18 protein-coding genes and 1 pseudogene are annotated in these 21,457 nt (G+C 42.1%); 11 read left to right on the forward strand and 8 right to left on the reverse strand.

The window, feature by feature from the left end; genetic code table 11:
- Positions 1–83: 83 nt before the first annotated feature.
- Together DP117_RS13360 and DP117_RS13365 are read right to left on the reverse strand one after the other, a co-directional pair.
- Positions 84–296: a hypothetical protein gene (locus DP117_RS13360; protein WP_169218796.1), complete on the reverse strand. Its 213-nt coding sequence runs from the start codon at positions 294–296 to the stop codon at positions 84–86.
- A 274-nt stretch (positions 297–570) separates the two neighbouring features.
- Positions 571–1,278, reverse strand: coding sequence for a Uma2 family endonuclease (locus tag DP117_RS13365; RefSeq protein WP_169218797.1), 708 nt, complete (start codon positions 1,276–1,278; stop codon positions 571–573).
- Between the two features lie 152 nt (positions 1,279–1,430).
- Here DP117_RS13365 and DP117_RS13370 point away from each other — a divergent pair, with 152 nt between their 5' ends.
- The 8 genes and pseudogenes from DP117_RS13370 (at position 1,431) to DP117_RS13405 (ending at position 8,889) form a co-directional block, all read left to right on the forward strand.
- Complete coding sequence (locus DP117_RS13370) at positions 1,431–1,664, forward strand: DNA-binding protein (protein WP_169218798.1); 234 nt, start codon at positions 1,431–1,433, stop codon at positions 1,662–1,664.
- Positions 1,661–2,080, forward strand: a complete 420-nt coding sequence (locus tag DP117_RS13375) for a type II toxin-antitoxin system VapC family toxin (protein ID WP_169218799.1) — start codon at positions 1,661–1,663, stop codon at positions 2,078–2,080. The genes DP117_RS13370 and DP117_RS13375 overlap by 4 nt, the downstream gene beginning before the upstream one ends.
- 63 nt (positions 2,081–2,143) lie before the next feature.
- Entirely contained in the window at positions 2,144–2,392 is a 249-nt protein-coding gene (locus tag DP117_RS13380) for an Arc family DNA-binding protein (protein ID WP_169218800.1), read from the forward strand.
- A complete protein-coding gene (locus DP117_RS13385) occupies positions 2,389–2,799 on the forward strand; it encodes a type II toxin-antitoxin system VapC family toxin (protein WP_169218801.1) in 411 nt (136 codons plus the stop codon). Before DP117_RS13380 ends, DP117_RS13385 begins: the two co-directional genes overlap by 4 nt.
- A gap of 197 nt (positions 2,800–2,996) precedes the next feature.
- Positions 2,997–4,556: a GMC family oxidoreductase N-terminal domain-containing protein gene (locus tag DP117_RS13390; protein WP_169218802.1), complete on the forward strand. Its 1,560-nt coding sequence runs from the start codon at positions 2,997–2,999 to the stop codon at positions 4,554–4,556.
- A gap of 133 nt (positions 4,557–4,689) precedes the next feature.
- Positions 4,690–7,566, forward strand: coding sequence for an excinuclease ABC subunit UvrA (uvrA, locus tag DP117_RS13395; protein WP_169218803.1), 2,877 nt, complete (start codon positions 4,690–4,692; stop codon positions 7,564–7,566).
- 96 nt (positions 7,567–7,662) lie between these two features.
- Positions 7,663–8,508, forward strand: a pseudogene (locus DP117_RS13400) (DUF4351 domain-containing protein).
- 135 nt (positions 8,509–8,643) lie between these two features.
- Entirely contained in the window at positions 8,644–8,889 is a 246-nt protein-coding gene (locus DP117_RS13405; protein WP_248277651.1) for a DUF4351 domain-containing protein, read from the forward strand.
- Positions 8,890–9,007: 118 nt separating this feature from the next.
- Here DP117_RS13405 and DP117_RS13410 read toward each other — a convergent pair whose 3' ends face one another.
- The gene (locus DP117_RS13410) at positions 9,008–9,976 is read right to left on the reverse strand and encodes an alpha/beta fold hydrolase (RefSeq protein WP_169218804.1); all 969 of its coding nucleotides are present in this window, start codon (positions 9,974–9,976) and stop codon (positions 9,008–9,010) included.
- 481 nt (positions 9,977–10,457) lie between these two features.
- Here DP117_RS13410 and DP117_RS13415 point away from each other — a divergent pair, with 481 nt between their 5' ends.
- Complete coding sequence (locus tag DP117_RS13415; protein WP_169218805.1) at positions 10,458–11,282, forward strand: SirB1 family protein; 825 nt, start codon at positions 10,458–10,460, stop codon at positions 11,280–11,282.
- Between the two features lie 9 nt (positions 11,283–11,291).
- Here the strand turns inward: DP117_RS13415 and DP117_RS13420 are convergent, their stop codons facing one another.
- Positions 11,292–11,744: an SRPBCC family protein gene (locus tag DP117_RS13420; RefSeq protein WP_169218806.1), complete on the reverse strand. Its 453-nt coding sequence runs from the start codon at positions 11,742–11,744 to the stop codon at positions 11,292–11,294.
- Between the two features lie 348 nt (positions 11,745–12,092).
- Here DP117_RS13420 and DP117_RS13425 point away from each other — a divergent pair, with 348 nt between their 5' ends.
- Entirely contained in the window at positions 12,093–13,733 is a 1,641-nt protein-coding gene (locus DP117_RS13425) for a mechanosensitive ion channel (RefSeq protein ID WP_169218807.1), read from the forward strand.
- A gap of 220 nt (positions 13,734–13,953) precedes the next feature.
- Here the strand turns inward: DP117_RS13425 and DP117_RS13430 are convergent, their stop codons facing one another.
- Both DP117_RS13430 and DP117_RS13435 read right to left on the reverse strand, forming a co-directional pair.
- Positions 13,954–15,387, reverse strand: a complete 1,434-nt coding sequence (locus DP117_RS13430) for a zinc ribbon domain-containing protein (protein WP_169218808.1) — start codon at positions 15,385–15,387, stop codon at positions 13,954–13,956.
- 53 nt (positions 15,388–15,440) lie between these two features.
- Positions 15,441–16,076: an IS607 family transposase gene (locus DP117_RS13435; protein WP_169218809.1), complete on the reverse strand. Its 636-nt coding sequence runs from the start codon at positions 16,074–16,076 to the stop codon at positions 15,441–15,443.
- Between the two features lie 703 nt (positions 16,077–16,779).
- On the opposite strand from DP117_RS13435, the gene DP117_RS13440 reads away from it, so the two are divergent.
- A complete protein-coding gene (locus DP117_RS13440) occupies positions 16,780–17,376 on the forward strand; it encodes a fasciclin domain-containing protein (RefSeq protein ID WP_169218810.1) in 597 nt (198 codons plus the stop codon).
- Between the two features lie 153 nt (positions 17,377–17,529).
- On the opposite strand, the gene murD is transcribed toward DP117_RS13440, so the two are convergent.
- On the reverse strand, positions 17,530–19,110 hold the full coding sequence (murD, locus tag DP117_RS13445) for a UDP-N-acetylmuramoyl-L-alanine--D-glutamate ligase (protein WP_211176090.1): 1,581 nt from the start codon (positions 19,108–19,110) through the stop codon (positions 17,530–17,532).
- 90 nt (positions 19,111–19,200) lie between these two features.
- Positions 19,201–21,351 (reverse strand): glycine--tRNA ligase subunit beta, encoded by a 2,151-nt coding sequence (gene glyS, locus DP117_RS13450; RefSeq protein WP_169218812.1) that lies wholly within the window; start codon positions 21,349–21,351, stop codon positions 19,201–19,203.
- Between the last annotated feature and the right edge of the window lie 106 nt (positions 21,352–21,457).

Below are 21,457 nucleotides of genomic sequence, written 5' to 3' on the forward strand. Positions count from 1 at the left end.
CGCTTTGCGCATACCTCGAGGGTGGAGCGTAGACCCCGAAGGGGGCTTCCCGCAGGGTAGCAATCCCACATCTTGCGATTGCTTCACAACGTGCTCCGCTTCGTATATCCTAATCGAGAATGCAACAGTTTTTTTATATCTTCTAGAGCTTGCTCCTGGTTAGGGGCTTCAACAAAACAGTTGGGAAGTTCTAAAACAGAAGCAATCATCATTTCCTCACTGCTGTGTTCTATCAAAATATGTAGCTTCAGATTTGCAGATTGAGACAATGTTGTATTTGATAAATTGAGAGTCATAAAGTTTTTGATGACTAAGCCTTTTCCCAATCATAGCTTCTGAGTTTGCAAGGTAGCAGCACAAGTCATCCTGATACATCCAAAGTCTGCTTAAGGGACTTCCAATTAAAAAAGTATCAACCTGTAGAGTGGTGCGCTATAGCGGGACGCCATAACGCACCCTACTATCGAATAATTTATTTTTTGGTTCTCTCTAAATCAGCGAGTTATTAACAAATCATTGTGAGTTGGCAAAGGTAATGCTGAGTTCACGAATGAATGACTAAAAGCTCTCTCAAACTTCTGGTTCTACTCCCAAAGCACGCAGTTGAGCTGCCAATCTTTCTGCTCGCTGTCGTTCCTTAGCTGCTAACTCCAAACCCCATAGCAAGAGTTCTCCTGTTTCATCCCACCAACGCAACCAATAACCAGTGCGATTTTCTCGGCTTCCCTGCCATATTCCCAAAAATAAGTTCATTTGAGCAATCCAGTAACGGTTATTTTCATCTGGTGTCTCAAGTTGATACTGCCCAGAATTATCTAGCTGATACACTTCTAACACTCCCGTTTCTGGTTCAAAAATGCCGTAGTTAGGAACTTTTAAAACTTGTTCGTAATAGAACCATTTACCAGGTGGATAAGTTGGTTTACTAGAGTATTCTCCACCTTCAGTATCCGAAAGAAATTCCATTACGATGACTGGAAAATCGCCCTGGAGTTGTGGGGTGTAACTCCGCTTGACTTCTTCTCGTGGCACTTTAATAGAAGGTATAAATCCCCAATCAGGTGCTTTCACGATAATTTTGTGATTTAAAGTGGCACAGATGCCGTAGTTCGTTACAGTTAAGGCGTTGGCGGGTAATCTTCCAGCAAGTTCTAAGCTTTCTGTTAAAGCCGCTGCTAGTAGTGGTTGATTAATGTTATCCACTGGTTCGTCATCTAAAACAAAATCATCTGGTAACTTTTGCCAGGTAATTTCATATGTGGTTGCACTGGCTAGCATAGTAAGAATACCTCTTCAATGCCATTGATAAATCTAGCTTAACTGTTGACAGTTGGTGGAAACGTTTCACAACAAAAAGTATAGAAAATCAAACTTTGATATCAATGCTATCATTAAGTAAGATTCTCTAGCACAAGCATGAAAAAAAAGCTATGGCACAGCTCATCGTTCGTAACTTAGATGAGGAGGTGGTTCGCCGATTGAAGCTTAGAGCTGCTCAAAATGGTCGTTCTACCGAAGCTGAACATCGGGCGATTCTGGAAGCAGTTTTGCTTGAGCGTTCTTCTCAAGAGTCTCTGAAACAACTCTTGCAGTCGATGCCGGATGTTGGCGAGGATACTGACTTTGACCGGATAGAAGATCGCGGTCGTAAGGTAGATTTGTGAAGGGCTACTTGTTCGATACGAATATTCTGTCCGAATTACGCAAAGGTAAGCGTTGCCATCCGGGGGTAGCGGGGTGGTTTGAGCTCGTTGACGAACAAGATATTTTTCTCAGCGTCTTGGTGATTGGCGAGATTGAAAGCGGAATCGAGAGAATTCGGCGACGCGACCAAAAAGCCGCTACAAATTTAGATATTTGGTTAAAAAAAATTGTGACTGGCTACGAGAACCGTATCCTTCCAATTACTCAGGCAATTACCCTGGAGTGGGGAAGAATCAATGTTCCTAATCCGGTTTCTGGTGTGGATGGCTTACTGGCTGCTACTGCCAAGGTTCACGATTTGACTTTGATTACCCGCAATGTTAAGGATATTCAAAACATCGGAGTGGAATTTTATAATCCTTTTACTTATGCTTGACATTTACTTTTTGAGTTATTCTGGAACCATAATGAAACCATAATAGTTCCATTGTCATACCTGATGTCTATGGTCACGTTAACCCTTAAAAATATTCCAGAAACGCTTTACGACAAACTGAAGCAAAACGCCGCTCAGAATCGTCGTAGTCTAAATAGCGAAATTCTAGTTTGTCTAGAACAAGCCGTAGCAACTCCAAAACTCAAGAAAACTGAAGTTTTGGAAAGAGTTCGTGCTCTTCGCCAGAAAACAGTCAATCATTTGTTAACACAAACAGAGTTGCTTGAGGTGAAAAACGAGGGAAGGTTGTGATTGTTGTAGATACGAATGTCATCGCCTACTTCTTTTTGCAGGGTGAACAAACACAACAAGCAGAAGCAGTTTATGAACAAGATCCAGAATGGGTAGCTCCCTATCTTTGGCGATCAGAATTCCGTAACGTTCTGGCGTTGTATCTGCGTCAAGGATACCTATCTTTAGAGGATGCCATTCAGATTTATCAGGAAGCAGAAACCTTGATGCAGCAGGGTGAGTATGCAATTGATGCGATAGCAGTTTTACAGTTAACTTTTGAATCAGGTTGTTCTGCTTATGACTGTGAATATGTCGTCTTAGCACAGCAGTTGGGAGTGCCTCTGATTACAGCCGATCGCAAACTGATTGCGAGTTTTCCATTGGTGGCAATTCCAATAGCAACATTTTTGCAAAATTTAGCGTAAGCAGTTTATCGCCATTTCAAGTTTGAGCTAACTCATGTTGTCACAACCAACGATGCTCTTTTTTGCGATTTTGCGATCTACAATCATTTCATCGTAATTAGCCCCGATCATGTTTCTCAAGTTTCCTTTGGCGGATCACACTCAATATTTTGTGCTGAAATGGTAATTCATTACAGACAACAGATAAGGAAAATTTCATGACTCAATATGACTATATTGTGATAGGTGCAGGTTCGGCAGGCTGCGTTGTCGCCAACCGTCTGACACAAGACAGTAAAACAACGGTGTTATTGCTCGAAGCTGGCAACCCAGATACTAAACCGGAGATTCAAATCCCATCGGAATGCATAAACCTACCGGGTACCGAGGTGGACTGGGGATATTTTTCTGAACCAGAACCGTACCTAAATAACCGCAAAATGTTTTGTCCGCGTGGGAAAGTCTTGGGTGGTTGCAGTTCGATTAATTTCTTGCTTTATGCCCGAGGCAATCATCATGATTATGATCACTGGCAGGAATTGGGAAATCCCGGTTGGTCGTACCTTGATGTACTGCCATATTTCAAGAAATCTGAAAACCAGCAACGCGGTGCCTCCGAATACCACAGTGTTGATGGCGAGTTGAGCGTGACCGATGTTATTTCCCCTGCTGTGGCATCCCAACGATTTGTAGACGCATGTGTGGCAATGGGATATAACCACAATCCTGATTTCAACGGAATGCAGCAGGAAGGTGCCGGACCCTATCAGTTTACTATCAAAGATGGTAAACGGCACAGTGCCGCTGCTGCATTCCTAGTGCCAATTCTCAAGCGTCCCAATTTGACAACGATAACAGGAGCGTTGGTGACTCGATTGTTGTTTGAGGGAACTTGCACTGTTGGGGTAGAATACCTGCACGATAATCAGCTGCACCAAGCCAGGATCAACTCTGAAGTGATTTTAAGTGCTGGCGCGTTCAATTCGCCCAAGCTGCTGATGCTTTCAGGCATTGGTGATGCAAAACACCTGCAAGCATTGGGGATTTCTGTAGTCGTTGATTTGCCGGGTGTCGGTCAAAACCTCCAAGACCACGTTTGCGTTTTTCTGCCATATCAGGCAACTCAGGATTTACAACCTGCAATCAACGGTACTGGTATCAGTGAAACCGGATTGTTTTTGCATAGCGAGGGTAATCTGGATGCTGCGCCAGATTTACAGTTTTTCTTCGGTCCCATTCTGTGGGCACCTCCTGGCTATGCTGGTTCTGGTCCGGGATTCATTGGTACAGTCAGTTTGACTCATCCCCAAAATATTGGGAGTGTCAGTTTGCGTTCGCCTGACGCCAAAGATGCACCGATTCTTCGGATGAACTATCTCCAAAGTCAATCCGATGTGCAAAAGCTAGTTGCCGGGATTAAATTAATGCGCAAATTGTTTGATACAAGTGCCTTTGATGAGTTTCGAGGTGAGGAAGTCGCTCCTGGTGCCGACGTGACTAGCGATGAAGCACTCGTTGCCTACATCCGGGAAACTTGCAGTACTATGTTTCATCCTGTTGGCACCTGTAAAATGGGAATTGACCCAATGGCGGTTGTAGACCCCGAACTACGGGTATACGGGGTTGAGGGGTTACGTGTCGTGGATGCATCAATCATGCCAACTCTGACTACGGGAAATACTAATGCACCCACAATTATGATTGGCGAAAAAGCAGCCGATTTAATTAAAGCCGCAGATCGCGTTTCACAGCAAGCACTTTCAGCAATTGCAAACTAACTCGCTTGCGCCCAGATGCAGAGTAGTGAGGGAATCATCACCTAAAGCAGTACTCTTGTTCTACCATAGTAAAGGCGACAATGATAACATTAAGAACTGTTTCGCCTCTACTGCTTTTTCCCAGACTGCTCATATGTCAAATACCCAGCTAGCCACATCCTTAAATGGACATCTTCCCAACTCTAGCAACAACCAAAACACAATCCGCATTCGTGGTGCTCGGCAGCATAATCTTAAGAATATTGATTTAGAACTGCCACGCGATCGCCTGATTGTCTTTACTGGTGTTTCTGGTTCTGGCAAGTCTTCCTTAGCATTTGACACTATTTTCGCAGAAGGGCAACGCCGTTATGTGGAATCCCTCAGCGCTTATGCACGGCAATTTTTAGGACAGGTGGAAAAACCTGATGTGGAGGCGATAGAAGGTTTAAGTCCAGCAATTTCTATTGATCAAAAGTCAACTTCTCATAACCCTCGTTCTACGGTGGGGACGGTGACTGAGATTTACGACTATATGCGGTTGCTGTTTGGACGGGCGGGTGAACCTCATTGTCCGATATGCGATCGCTGTATTGCTCCTCAGACAATAGATCAGATGTGCGATCGCATATCTGAACTTCCTGATCGTACTCGCTTTCAAATCCTTGCGCCTGTTGTTCGCGGGAAAAAAGGGACTCATAGCAAGCTCTTATCAAGTTTAGCTTCTCAAGGTTTTGTCCGTGTCCGGGTAGATGGCGAGGTACGAGAACTTGCTGATGCAATTAAGTTAGATAAAAATGTTACTCACACGATTGAAGTCGTCATTGACCGTCTTGTGAAAAAGCCTGGTATTCAGGAGCGTTTGGTCGATTCTCTTACCACTTGTTTGAAGCAATCAAGTGGAATTGCGGTTATTGAAATTACAAAAGATACAGAAAATCAAGAATTACCTTCAGAATTAATATTTTCCGAGAACTTCGCGTGTCCAGAACACGGGGCGGTTATGGAGGAATTATCACCGCGCTTGTTCTCGTTTAATTCACCGTATGGTGCTTGTCCTCATTGTCACGGGATTGGAAGTTTAAGAAGATTTTCGCCAGAGTTGGTAGTTCCTGACCCGAAAGCGCCTGTGTATTCTGCGATCGCTCCTTGGTCGGATAAAGAGAATTCTTATTATCTGGAGTTGTTGTATCATTTGGGACAAGAGTTTGGGTTTGAATTGCAGAGATTGTGGAATCAGTTAACTGAGGAACAGCGGGAGGTCATTTTACATGGAACCACCCAGACGCAGAAGTCGCAGAGTTTATTTAAAGGGGTGCTTCCTATGTTGCAAAAGCAATACGAGGGGAGTTCAGAGTTAATTAAGCAAAAGTTGGAACAGTATTTAATAGATCAACCGTGTCCTGTGTGTGAGGGGAAACGGTTGAAACCGGAGGCGTTAGCGGTGCGGTTGGGACAGTATGGAATTTTGGATTTGACTGGTACCTCAATTCGGGAGTGTCGCGAGAGGATTGATAAGTTAGAGTTGAGTCAACGTCAGGTGCAAATTGCAGATTTAGTACTCAGAGAAATCAAAGCGCGATTGCAGTTTCTCTTGGATGTGGGTTTAGATTACCTGACACTTGATCGTCCGGCGATGACGCTTTCGGGTGGTGAAGCACAACGAATTCGTCTGGCGACTCAAATTGGTTCTGGGTTGACTGGGGTTTTATACGTTTTGGATGAACCGAGTATTGGTTTGCATCAACGAGATAATGCACGGTTGCTACGAACTTTAACAAGATTGAGGGATTTGGGTAATACGTTGATTGTAGTAGAGCATGATGAAGAAACAATTCGTGCTGCTGACTATCTTGTTGATATTGGTCCTTTTGCAGGTATTCATGGCGGAAATATTGTGACTCAAGGTAATTTGCAAGCGTTACTGGAGTCGCAAGAGTCGCTGACGGGTGCATATTTGTCCAAACGAAAAGTGATTACAACTCCGGCTGTACGCAGAGAAGGAAACGGGTTGAGTTTGGCGATCAAAAATGCTCATCGCAATAATTTAAAAAATATAAATGTAGAAATACCTTTGGGTAAACTTGTCGCCGTGACTGGTGTTTCTGGTTCTGGTAAATCGACTTTAATGAATGAGTTACTCTATCCTGCACTACAACATCAGCTGACGCGTAAAGTTCCATTTCCCAAAGAAATAGATGCAATTGAAGGATTGGATACTGTTGACAAAGCAATTGTCATTGACCAATCACCCATTGGTAGAACACCACGTTCTAACCCAGCGACATATACAGGTGTTTTTAGTATTATTCGTGAAGTGTTTACACAAACAATTGAAGCGAAAGCAAGAGGTTATAAAGCAGGACAATTTTCCTTCAATGTCAAAGGTGGACGTTGCGAAGCTTGCGGCGGACAGGGTGTAAATGTCATTGAAATGAACTTTTTGCCGGATGTTTATGTACAGTGCGAAGTTTGTAAAGGTGCAAGATATAACCGCGAAACTTTGCAGGTGAAGTACAAAGACAAGTCTATTTCTGATGTTCTTAACATGACGGTTGAGGAAGCTTTGGAGTTTTTTAAAAATATTCCGAAAGCGGTTAGTAAATTACAAACTTTGGTGGATGTAGGGTTGGGATATATTAAACTTGGACAACCAGCAACGACTTTATCTGGTGGGGAAGCACAGCGGGTGAAATTAGCAACAGAACTTTCGCGCCGCGCTACAGGTAAGACACTTTATCTTATAGATGAACCGACAACAGGTTTATCTTTTTATGATGTTCACAAGTTGTTAGATGTGTTGCAACGTTTGGTAGATAAAGGAAATTCAATTTTAGTGATTGAACACAATTTAGATGTGATTCGTTGTGCGGATTGGTTGATAGATTTAGGTCCAGAAGGGGGTGATCAAGGGGGAGAAGTGATTGCTGTAGGTACGCCAGAAGAAGTCGCAGAAAATTCTCGCTCATATACTGGGCAGTATGTTAAGCATGTGTTGCAACAGTATCCAGTAGAGACAAAAGTTCTGTGAACAGCGATCGCTCTAATACCAAATAATCAGTTCAGATTGCAAGAATACTCACCTCTGGTTTTGATAAACTATTGAGAACAGTGGGTTAAGTTTGGTATGTCCTTTGATAACCTGTGTAAGCTGCTATCTGAAAAATATCCTGATCGTTTCGCCTCATGGGTACTAGGGACACCCCAACGCTCAGTCGAAATTCTCAAAACCGAACTCAGCATTGAACCAATTCGGGCAGATTATGTTACCTTCTTGCAATTGCAAGGACAAATCTTACACCTAGAATTTCAAACCAAACTAGAATCCAATCCTCCGATACCGTTACGAATGCTCGATTACTGGGTACGGCTGCATCGCCTCTAGCGCTTACCAATTACCCAGGTTGTTGTGTTGCTGCTACCTCCACCTGAAGATACAGTGATTGAAACCGCCTTTGTCGCAGCCACAACCCGTCATGAATATCGCGTCATCCGACTGTGGGAGCAAGAACCAGAAATCTTCCTGAATGACTCGGCGTTGTTACCCCTTGCTCCTTTAGCAAGCACAACGTCTCCAGAACAGTTACTGCAGCAAGTAGCACAGCAAGTCAATCGCTTAGCACAAGAACAACGACAGGAAGTTTCGACTTACGCCCAAATTTTGGCAGGGTTAAAATTTAAGAAGGACTTGATTCGGCGAATATTTCGGGAGGGTATGATGCGCGAGTCAGTAATTTACCAGGAAATTTTAGAAGAAGGACGCCAAGAGGGTGAACAGCTAGGACGTCAAGAGGAAGGACGATCGCTTGTTCTGCTTTTACTTGAGCAAAAAGTGGGGCAGTTGTCAGAAATTGAGCACGAGCGCATTTCGGCTTTAAGCCTGGAACGATTGGAAGCGTTAGCATTGGCACTACTCAATTTCTCTTCAAAGGCAGATTTTACAACTTGGTTGCAGCAAGAACAAGCATTGTAATTCGGTTGCTTCATAGTAGCACAGCAAGTCAATCGTTTAGCACAAGAACAACGACAGGAAGTTTCGACTTACGCCCAAATTCTGGCAGGGTTAAAATTTAAGAAGGACTTGATTCGGCGAATATTTCGGGAGGGTATGATGCGCGAGTCAGTAATTTACCAGGAAATTTTAGAGGAAGGTGAAGAACTTGGGAGAAGAAAGGGAGAACGATCGCTTGTTCTGCTTTTACTTGAGCAAAAAGTGGGGCAGTTGTCAGAAATTGAGCACGAGCGCATTTCGGCTTTAAGCCTGGAACGATTGGAAGCGTTAGCATTGGCACTACTCAATTTCTCTTCAAAGGCAGATTTTACAACTTGGTTGGAGCAAGAACAAGCGTTGTAATTCGGTTGCTTGATTGCGAACATATATTTTGGCGATCGCTAAGATACAAAATACTCACAAGAGTGATTGTCCTCTGAAATCAAGCCAGAGCGATCGCGCTTTAGTTCTGTAGAAGAATTTATAGCATTGCATGATCATCAAATAACTCATTGCTATCAGGAGCAACACACTGCTTGGTGTCAACAAGACATTTATTAATCCAATCTAAAATGGCTTGATTTACCAATTCTGGGCGTTCATCGTGAGGACAATGACCGACATCTTCCAAGTTAAGCAGTTCTAACTTTTCGTTAAAATGAGCAAATTGACCAGCAAGTGCAGAGGGAATAAATCGGTCTTTTTGCCCCCAAACCAAAAGCATGGGAATTTGTAAGGTTGGTAGTACTGTCTTGACGCTGGGGCTAAAGTTAATACCAATAGTCGCTTTAAACAAGGCGCTGAAAGCACGCGCAGAACCCCGATCTTGAGCAGGACCAACTAAAATTTCTACGAGTTCATCGGTAATTGCTTCTGGGTTAGCATAGGCGATACTAGCCCAGCGACGTACTATTGTTGGTCGGCGCAATACCTGAAATAAAGGTTTAAGTAACAGTGGGGAAGCAACAAGATTTTTGATTCCCATGACAATCGGTCGCAGTATAGCAGGAATAGCTTCTTGCTCTAATGACGGATCGGGCAAACTCATCATCACAACACCTTGTACCATTTCGGGATGAGCTGCTGCTGCTGCTAAAGAAACAAGTGAACCAAGGGAGTTACCTATTAGTACAACTGGTTGACGGATAAAGACTTTCCAAAAATCGTAAATCTGTTCTGCCCAAAGATGTGTGCTGTAATTTACCGGAGCTTTTTCAGAAGCGCCCCAACCCAACATATCAAGCGCATAAACGGTGTGGTGTTCGCCTAGTACCTCTAAATTGTGTCGCCAATGACCAATAGACGCACCAAATCCGTGTAGCAATATGAGGGGAGTTGTCTTGCGATTGTTTTGAGCTGGACGAATATATGTGTAGCGAGTTTGCCAGCCTCTCCAAACCCAGTCTCTTTGATTTCCAACTCGTTGTTGCCAATGCACTGTGGTATTCATGGTTTTCTCCAATGTATCGTACTGAAAGATTTTTTATCAACAAAGAATTCATTGAGTCAGTCGTCAGAATACAGAATATATTCTGTGCGACTAGCGAATGAAATTTAGCTTTCAACTCCAGTTGATTGATTCTGACCGGAGTTCCACTAAAGTTAGGGGGAATGCTCCTGACTTAGTGGCTTCTGACTTCTGTTTTATCAGACTGAGCAATTTCTTTATAATTTTTAGATAGCATTCAAAGCAGATTTCGTATAAAATATGAAAAATTTAATCTTTCTGTAAAAAGTGATGAAAAAAATAGAAAACATTCCAGCAGGAGTCTGGCTTAGCTTTTGTCTGTATCCTTACTAACTTAATTGTAAATAAAATTTGAAATTTTCATTTTTGCAATTCCTATAGCAAGTTTAATATAGAAGTAGAGAAAAAGCTTTTTATGCTTTCTCATGTTTATTTTTGAACCTATATTTAAAAACATGTGCTTATGAACTTCTCGTCAGCGCGGCAATATTTTGACCAAGAAATCCAGCAGCCTGATGAGCATCTTGACTTGGCGAGGGCAGCTTTATACATAGCACAGGAAGAATATCCCAACCTGGATCCAGAGGAATATCTTAATGCCCTTGATACAATGGCTCTAGAACTGCAAGAACGCTTACCATCCCAAAGATATCCCTTGCGAGTTATTCAAAGTCTCAATCATTATCTCTATGATGATTTAGGATTTGCTGGAAATAAGAAAAATTACTATGATCCTCGCAACAGCTTTTTAAATGATGTGATTGACCGTCGGTCAGGAATTCCTATTACCTTAGCACTTGTTTATCTGGAAGTCGCCCGAAGAGTAGACTTTCCTATGGTGGGGGTGGGAATGCCAGGACATTTTCTGATTCGTCCTGATATTCCAGATACGGAGATTTTTATTGATGCGTTCAATAGTGGTGAAGTCATGTTTCCACAAGATTGTCAAGAACGCCTAAATCAAGTTTATCAACAAACAGTGCAGTTGCAACCGGAATTTTTAGCCACAGTCAGTAAGAGGCAGTTTCTAGCACGAATATTGGCGAATCTGAAATATATTTATCTAAGTCAACAGGAATTAGAGAAAGCTTTAGCAGCTGTTGAGAGGATTTTACTTTTGTTTCCTGGTGCGGCGCTAGAATTGCGCGATCGCGGTCTTTTGTGCTATGAACTTGGTTTATTTGCTCAAGCTGCTAACGACTTGGAAACTTATTTGACAAAAGCTCCCCAAGCCCAGGATGCTGTTACTATTCGGCAGATACTGAGTCTGCTGAAAAGGACTGAGTAGTAGACAAGGTTAGTAAAATCCTTGTTGTATTTCCTCTGCAACGCGCTTGAGCCGACGCAATTGAGCTTGCATATCTTCTTTTGTCCAACTTTGGGCAAAGGTTTTGAAACCCCAACTCACAACAGGGTTAGGAATCTGGAATTCAAAGCGGTTAAGGAGGCATGTTCCTTTGTCTATCGGTTGACATTCCCAGCGATCGCGCCCTTTAAAAAAACCTTGGAACTCCCATACGACTAAACCTGGCTGTCTTTCCACAATTATACTATTCAATGTCGGTTTTATGATTGGTATTTGAATGACAAACCGACTTTTGCTACCAACATTGGTACTCCACTGACCAATCGGTTCACAACGCAAGACAGGATTAAGCCAGCGATGCATCAGAGCATATTCGGTAATGCAGCGCTCTACGGTCGTTGCTGTGGCATTAATTTGAATTGATTGTTCAAAGACTTGAGACATTCCACATCTGTTTTGCTATGGCTGCATTTAGAGTAACGCGAAATTCTACACGCCACACAAATTCTTAAAATACGACAACTCAGTTAAGTGTTGAACTTTACATATTATAAGCAGCTTATCATCTTATAACTTTTTGATTAGAAAAATCAAGAAAAAATAACAACAAATTAAAAATAACAAAGTAAAAAGTCATTCTTGATATCTATTTTTTTGTAGAAATTTACCACTCAATTTATAGACAAAACACTGATAAACTTACGGGAGTGTAGGATAATCAGGACAATCCACATTCAGAAGCATCTAAAGTGTTTTCTGCATAACACTCAACTTTAATTTTGAACAACAACCATGAACACAACTTGGCAAGAAATGATCCAGGTGATGGAAGTTGGTTTGTCAATGAGGGTGCAAAGTTTTTTAGCACAATCGCCAACATTACCATCGGAACAACCCGATGCGAGGAGTTACTTGCAAGGGACTTTACAACAGGTGCTGAATTTTCTGCCCCAATTGCTGGGAGCAGTGCTAATTTTGTTAATTGGCTGGCTAATTGCTGCTATTGTATCTGCTGTAGTACGCTCCCTCCTCAAACGCACCAATCTAGACAACCGCATTGCTTCAGGAGTAACTGGTGGTCGAGATGTTCCCCAAATAGAGTCAATTATCTCTGGCTTTGTCTTTTGGGGCATCCTACTTTTAACTATAGTTGCCGTTTTAGACACGTTACAACTTAGAGTCGCTTCGCAGCCGCTGAACAATTTTCTTAATCAAATTGGTGAGTTTTTACCCAGATTGGCTGTAGCTGGGGTGATTTTGGGAGTCGCCTGGTTAGTCGCGACTTTAGTCAAGCTTATAACAGTACGCGGACTGCAAGCGTTACGAGTAGATGAACGATTAAACCCACCACAAGATGAAACTCCAAGTCTCAATCAATTATCTCTGAGTCAGACGATTGGCAATGCTTTGTATTGGTTTGTCTTTTTAGTCTTTCTCATACCGTTGCTTGAAAGCCTAGGATTAACTCAGGCATTAGAACCAGTCAAACTTCTGGTCACAGAGGTTACATCAATTCTACCCAATATTTTGGGTGCAACGTTAATTGCTGCGATTGGCTGGTTTGTGGCGAATGTGGTGCGTCGTATTGTCACAAACTTACTAGCGACAACAGGAGTTGACAGTTTAGGACGTCGCTTTGGGTTGAGTACAGCTTCAGGGACACAATCCCTATCTAGCATTCTCGGCACAATTGTCTATGTCTTGATTTTGATTCCTGTAGCAATTGCCGCACTCAATCAACTACAAATTCAAGCAATTTCCGTTCCGGCGATCGCAATGCTGCAACGGATTTTGAATACGCTACCAGCTGTCTTTACAGCAATCGGTATTCTAATTGTTGCCTATTTCATTGGACGGTTTGTTTGTGAACTGGTGACTAGTATCCTTACAAGTATAGGGTTTAACAACATTTTCTCTGTTATCGGTCTACCATCGCCTACCAGACGAGTCGTTATTCCAGAAGAACCAACAGTATCGTCAGTACCAAACCGCACTCCATCAGAAATTGTCGGCATTATCGCCCTTGTTGGCATTATGCTATTTGCAACTTTGGCAGCGGTTAATATTCTGAATATTCCAGCGCTCACAGCATTGGTGGCTGGTATTGTCATAATATTGGGGCGAATTTTGGCTGGATTAGTCGTATTCGCTATTGGTTTATTTCTGGCAAATCTTGCTTTCAATATCATTACCAGTTCTGGCAATCGCCAAGCACGGATTTTAGGACAAATCACCCGAATTGCGATCATTGCGTTTGTCTGTGCAATGGCGCTGCAACAGATTGGTGTTGCCAGTGATATTGTCAACTTAGCTTTTGGACTTTTACTAGGGGCGATCGCTGTTGCCATTGCGTTAGCATTTGGTTTAGGTGGTCGCGATATTGCTAGAACACAAGTCCAAGAATGGCTTGATTCTTTCAAAGGAAGAAGTTAACGACAACCTAGTCTTCAATTAGGTGGCGCTATAGTACTCCTCTTAATTGTATCTATTACCGGAGGTAGAGCGTAGGCATGGGGTAAACTAAATCTACTTAAAGCTATGCAATAGGTAGAAATGTCTGAAATTGCTGGTTTCATCCGTACTGGTTACTGCGATTAGAGCGTTGTCGTTCAACTGGTTTGAACTTCCAGTCATCGGAGCTTAACCATACTCGCTACCCCTGCGAGTGATACTTATCTTCAAGTTTCAATGCTTTTGCTTTAAACTTAGGTAGAAGCCACCCAAGATTTAATGCATCAGTGACTGACGAACCTATCGAAGCTAAGTACCGCACAGTCCGAGTTAACAACTCAGATTCAACATCACTCGATTTCATGTAGCGGGTGATGTTGTTGTCTGTGCCTCGAATGCGAATATTTATCGACGCATTCAGATCAGCTTGGATCACGTCCCCCGTGTACCGGATAAAGCAATCGCGCTCCCGACGACCTAAAAGCGTCCCGGTTGCAGAATCAACTTGCGACGTGTAAGCAGGATTTACCACTGACACTTTTGATCCTGTCTCCAATGAGATTTTCTCAATCGAAGCTTGTAGCTCACCGTTCATCCATTGGTTCAGCTTGCGGTTGATGTGTTTTGCTTGCTGCTTACCAATAATCGGTTGAGTGAGATCTTCGCAGAAGATTTCAACGGGTGTTGTGATATTCAGTCTTAAATCTTTACGAATGAAATTCTGTATGGTCGCCTTCTCACGCTGTAGACGACGTTTCTTAGTTTTATAACCTAAATTATTTTTGAGAATAGTTGCAGACTTAGCAGGATTAATCCTGGATATCGCAAAGAGTCTATAACGATTACGATTAGTTTTAGTAATCCTATTTGTCTTTGCTGTCAGCAGTTTACCTAAACCCTCAGCAATTTTAGTACCTTCTGACGTGTAGTACCCTTCTGTATACCCTTTATCAATTCCTAACTTTTTATTAGGTTCCCCCTGTGGCAGAATTAGAGTTTTAGTCCGAATACAATGAACCTCTAAACCCCCATGTTCGTTGCGGATTAACCGAATTTGACCTTTAATAATATGACGACAACGCAATTTTAAAGTGATGCGTTTGCCTCTAGTTAACCCGGCAACTTCTAACTGTATAGTATTTCTGGTTAGACGCTTAGAGGAATATCCTGCACCCTGGTAAACAATCTGATTTCTGACAAACGTATGACCTTTCAAGTACTGTTTTCTAAACTGACGATGTAGCCAGTTGTCAACAGTTGGATTGGTCTTAAGTAGGTCTATTAAACGTTTGCGCTTGTCGGGGTCATTGGTGTGGTTGTAGATATCTTGAGTTAAGAAAGTTTTCGCAGATTCCTGTTGGGCGCTAATAGCTTTCATCGTGTCATTTACCGACCATTCCCATAGTTTACCAGGAAGACCAATATCATCCGGTTTTAAGACTGTTCTAACTATAGGGTCTGCTTTTTTCCAATCTAGACCCCAGCCTTGTAAAGAGCCGAGTTTGTTGTAAGTTAATCTTCTTGGTACACCACACAGGTGCATGATTCGGTCAATCTGTGATTCGTCTGAGCAAGAAACAACAGGAACAACCTGAGTGTAGGTGTATTCAGTTTTCTGTTGCTTCTTTTTTTCCATAGAATTAATTGAATAAATCTTTTCTTGAGACTAACGTGCTAAGATTTCATCTGTCAATTCTCGGCAGCAAGAATTTTATCTACACATTCGTGCATTGCTTGCATTGCTTTTAGGTTACGTTTAGAACGCTTTCCATACAGACGAGCGGACATGACTGTGATTACAGCTAAGACATCATCTACCAATTCTTGTTCAGGTTCTTGAGTAATAGGTTTGTTTAAAATGATCACTTCAGTTCTATTATTCTCACATAGAGCAAATACTAGCTCTGAACCAAACCTGAGCAAGCGGTCTTTATCAGTAATGAGCAAACGCTCTACTTGATTACGCTGCAACAACTCAAGAAGTTTTAGTAACCCACGTTTTTTATAGTTGAGTCCAGATCCTACATCTTTTAAAGTGTAAATTTCTTCATACCCTTGCTGCTGGCAATAAAGTTCAAGTACCCCTATTTGACGAGCTAGATCGTCTTTCTTATCCGGAGTGCTGACTCGACCATAAATCACAGTATGCCGCAAGTTGGGATTGTCCGCTTTAAGTAAGTCTGCTACACGGTAGCGACGATGACCTCCTTCTGTTCTCACAGCTTGAATCTTTCCTGTTTTCTCCCAACGACGGAGTGTGTCAATACTGACTCCCCTAAGTTTTGCGGCATCACCAATCTGGAGTAAATCTTCTAACCTATGCATATTATTTTATTGCTAGCTTATGCATAGATTAGCATAGATTTCAGGTGATCTGCCCAACCGCTCGCCTCCTAAATTCTTTGTGTATGAATCATTAGTATTAAAATTTATTAAAGTAACGATGAATGATCATTGATGTTCATCAAAAATGTGTTAATTTTCATGATCCAAAAAACAACCAGTGAAAATTTGGGAGTACAATTATAGAGCGAGATAATAATCAAGCAAACAAAAATTATAGAAAGAACAGATGAGGTTGAACGACTAGTTGCGACCATTGAGGGAATCTGTGTGGTAAACAAGCAGCATCTTCTTAGCTCAGAACCAAAACTACAAAAATGTCTTCTAGCATTCAAAAAACATTTGCGGAATGACTGTTGAGTGAGTTGTAGTTAGCATTAAGACTAAAACTTGGCTGAGCACGAATTGTAACACCACGAGTAGAGGAAAAAAAACCCCAGAGGAAGTTAGCGGTTGCTGAAATTCCTAATAGACGCGTAACCACCTCTTGTTAGGGTGCTAGTGTATTGCCAAAAACACTACGTTGGTATTCTCTCCTTTGTTGTAGCGACTGACCTCAGCCTGACTTCTTATCGATTCCTGTCTGTCAAACCAAAAAAGACGGGTTCGACCTAAGAATCTCCGACGAGATGTTGCTTAAGTGTCAAAGAGTTTACGTGTCACTCAATTACTTTTTTTATGTCTTATGCTTAATCAAAATCGTCTTAAAGCCGAAATCACCAAAAGCTGGTTCAATAAGTTAGCTTGTGTTGTAGGAATTGCTGGAACTGCTACCCTCGTTAGTGTTCCTGTTTTAGCCAAGTTCTATCCTCCCCCAGCTCTTTTTCAGCCATCTGCTCATCGTAGCTATCCCTATCGTAACTCAGAGAAAAACGTCGCTGATACTCTTGCCCAAAATAGTAAATTTGCTAATCTTTATTATGAGTTGAAACAAGCAGGTCTTCTTCAAACTCTCAAGCAATCAGGTAATTTCACAATTTTTGCTCCAACTAATGAAGCCTTTAATGCTTTACCTAAAGATGTGTTTGAGCGATATAGCCAGCCACAAAATCGGCAGAGAGTATTAAAGTATCATTTAGTTGCTGGTGAAGTTAATGCTAAAGATGCTAAAGAGCTAAATGGTAAGTCAATCACAACTGTTGAAGGTGAGCAAATCAAAATTGCTGTTGACTCAGAAGGTACAGTCAAGTTGAATAATGCTATTGGTAAGCATCCTTCTACGAGAGCAAAGAACGGTGTGATTATTGAAGTGGATAAGGTGCTTCTACCATCTGGGTTTTAGCTCATTCCACAATTCTTCTCATCACTCACCTCGAAAGCATAGGTGATGGTAATAACCTTCATCATTACTCATCGTTAGTCATTTTTGGTTTGCTCTAATATGAGTTTGGTCAATCAAATTTCTTCGCCGTTCTTTCTTAGTTAGGAACGGCTTTTAAGTTTTTAAAAACTCTGAACATAACTGGCGAAAATGGTCACCCCGTTGTTCAAAATTAGCATATTGGTCGAAACTTGCACAAGCAGGAGATAGTAACACCACAGATGCTTGATGGTGTTTTGCCAATGCTGCTGATTTGGGAACAGCTTTCTCCATTGTTTCTACAATTTCGTAGTTGCTATATCCTTCTTTTTGCAAGCGTTGGGCAAATGCAGGTGCAGCAGTGCCAATCAGCAAGACTGCAGTCGCTTTGTCTTTAATTTTTGCTATCCAGCCAGTGTCATCTCCGGCTTTAGCTTCACCACCAGCAATTAATACAACTGGACTTTTGACAGAGATTAAGCCAACTTCAGCGGCGTCATAGTTAGTGGCTTTGCTGTCGTTAATGAAATCAATACCTTCCCAGGTACAAATGTGTTCCAAACGATGGGGAACACCAGGAAATGTAGTTATCGCGCGAGTAATAGCATCTTTATCAATTCCCGCTAAACGCGCTGCTGCAACTGACATTAGCAAATTTTGTTGGTTGTGTTCTCCAACCATCCGCAAAGCGGAAGCTTTCACAATACGTTCGGGCTGGGAATTTGCATCCAACTTTTCTACAACCCAACCATCTTCTATGTAATAGCCTTTTGAACCGATTAAATCATCTTTACCTTTGACACTTGTCCAATAAGCGTCAAACCAATCACTTGCACTGACTTTCCTCAGATATGGATCATCACCGTTAAATACTTGCAACTGCGACTGACGCAACAGAGAAGCTTTAATGTTGTAGTAGTTCTCTAAGGTTTTATGGCGACTGAGGTGATCTGGCGTAAAAGTTGTCCATATACCGATGCGAGGCGCAAGAGAACAAGATGATTCTATTTGATAGCTACTAACCTCTGCAATCACCCAGTCTATTTGATTGTCTGATGAGGGGGATGGGGAGGTGGGGAGGTGGAGAGAAACTTCTAATAATTTTGTTAGCGCAGCGGGACGCAGTCCATTTTGAATTTTGAGAGAAGTTGGAGATGTGGTTTCCTCCGTCCCTTGCGCATCTGGGATAGCGAAGCGTGGCGGAACGCCATAGGAGAATCCAATCTTCGGTAATTTTGAATTGTCTTGTTCTCTTGTCTCTACAGACAGGGCAACTTCACAGGCAGCATAGCCAATGTTACCGCAGGCAGGAGCGTTTAATCCTGCTTCTTGAAAAATTGCAGCAATTAGGGCTGTGGTAGTCGTTTTACCGTTTGTGCCAGTAATTCCTACCCAGGGGACGGATTGCAAATGTTGCCAAGCAAGTTCCATTTCCCCAATAGTTTTAATACCTAATTCTCGTGCCTTAACTAATACAGGGATATCCCAAGGCACGCCAGGGCTAACAACTATCAATTGAGGTAAATCAGGATCATTGAGGTCTAGCGTATACCCCAATTTCACAGTAATTTCCTCTGCGGTAAGTTCTTGTTGTTGCTTTAGAAGGTCAAGAGAGGTGTTGCGATCGCCAATTTCCACCTCCCAACCTTCCTGTCTCAACAATCTTGCCGCAGCAATACCAGACTTTCCTAATCCAATGACGTGGGCTTTGGGCATAGTGGGCATAGACTGTGGCAGAGGTCCCTGGTTAAGCATCATTATGGTAACGTTTCTTGGTCAGAATCACACAACTTTTTTTTACTCATGTTACAAATTTTTTACTATGGCACCAAAATCCGCTAAAACACGGGCGTGATTGCGAAGTAATCCCAGCAAATTTAACCGATTACGTTTGATTTCCGGATTAGAATCCATGACTAATACGCTTTCTGGTCCGTCAAAAAAGTTACTTACGGTGGGGGTAATTTGCTCTAATGCTGTGAGTAGCTGTCCATAGTCTCGTGATTGTTGTGCGGCTTGAGTTTGTGGCACTAAATCGACAATGGCATTGTAAAATGCTGCCTCAGATGATTTTTGGAAGAGTTCTTTATGAACTATAGTTTTGGGGTCAAGTTGTTTTGTATCCAAATCGCCTTGAGCTGCTAAACGAGTGGAACGATTTACGGTTTCGTAAATGTTCTCTAATGTACCATTGTTACGGATTTTTTGCAGGAAAGTTGCGCGATCGCCGACATCCAATAAATCCTTTAACGCCCTTTCTGTATACTCTGGATCGTTTTCTCCCAAAACAGCATTCACTAAATCATAGTCAATGTGCTTCTCTTCTTGCAGTAGGCTACGGATGCGTTGCAGGAAGAATTCTTGTAAAGCAGCAACTAATTGATTTTTATCTTTGTTATATTCACCAGCAAAGTCTGTCGCAATTTTTTCCAATAACTGTTGTAGATTGATAGGTAGATGAGCCGTCCATGTGATATTTACAATCGCATTTGCTGCTCGTCGCAAAGCAAAGGGGTCAGAAGAACCTGTGGGTATCATCCCCAATCCAAAAATGCTGACTAATGTGTCAAGTCTATCTGCCAAACCAACAACTTGTCCTGTCAAAGTTTGGGGTAATATATCATCTGCAGAGCGAGGTAAATAATGTTCAAAAATTGCTGTTGCAACTGCTGTATCTTCTCCACTTGCCAAAGCATATTTTTGTCCCATGACTCCTTGTAATTCTGGGAATTCATACACCATTTGACTGACTAAATCAGCTTTGCATAAAAGAGCTGCTCTTTGAATATTTTCTCGTTCTTTTTCGCCTAATTGCAGTTGTTCTGTGATTTGTTCGGCAATTAGGCCAATCCGGTTGACTTTTTTCAGCAGCGAACCTAAATCCTCTTGGAAAGTAACTGTTTCCAATTGAGGTAAAAAGCTTTCTAGAGGTTTTTCTAAATCAGCGTCGTAGAAAAATTGACCATCAGCCAAACGTGCGCGGATGACTCTTTCATTTCCCCGAGCAATGATATCTGATTTTGTGGGGTCACCGTTAGAGATTGTGATAAAATTGGGTAGTAATTCTTTAGCGTTTGGACTTTGGAAGACAGGAAAATAACGCTGGTGACTCACCATGACTGTGGTAATCACTTCTGTAGGTAAGTTCAGAAACTCTGATTCAAAATTACCAACAACTGCTGAAGGAAATTCTACAAGGTTTGTGACTTCTTCTAATAAATCTGGATAGATTTGTGCAAAACCGTTTAACTTTTGTACAGATTCTTTGACTTGCTGTGTGATGGTATTTGCTCGTTCGTCGATATCAACGACAACATGTGCAGAACGAAGCGTGCTGACATAATCATTCGCGTGGGGTATTGTCACAGGTTCTGGATGTAAGACACGATGACCACAAGAAGTGCTATCGCTTCTGATTGTCTCGGAACCATTATCTAATTCTATTGGCAGTATCGCCTCATCTAACAAAGCAACAATCCAGCGGATGGGACGAGAAAAAATCTTATCTCCATCACCCCAACGCATCAACCGCTTGCCTTCGAGTTTGAAAATCCACTGGGGAACAAGTTCTGTTAAGATATCGACAACTGGACGACCGGGGGTGAGTTTTTGGACAAAGACAAAATCTCCTTTATCAGTGGGACGAACTTGCAATGCAGAGACTTCCACACCTTGCTTTTTGGCAAAACCTTGTGCTGCTGGTGTTGGTTTTCCATCTTTAAAAGCTGCTTGTGCGGGAGGACCTTTAATTTCAAGGGAGCGATCGCTCCCTTGAGATGGTAAATTTTTGATGAGAACAGCTAAGCGTCGGGGAGTTCCGTAAACTTCCACAGCATCATAAGTCAGGTTGTTTTCTTGCAGAGTTTGGGGAATGCGAGATTTCCACTGTAAGACAGCGCTACTGAGGAAACTAGCAGGGAGTTCTTCTGTACCAACTTCTAATAAAAACGAAGGCATAGGACTATTTTTCTAGCAAGTGGCATAACTATATTAGTCAATTCAACTAGTTTACCGTGCTTGTTATGCTTGCGTTACATTGATGCTAACTTCTTTTCTACTTTTG

The organism is Brasilonema sp. UFV-L1 (genome assembly GCF_012912105.1).
Classification (GTDB): Bacteria; Cyanobacteriota; Cyanobacteriia; order Cyanobacteriales; family Nostocaceae; genus Brasilonema.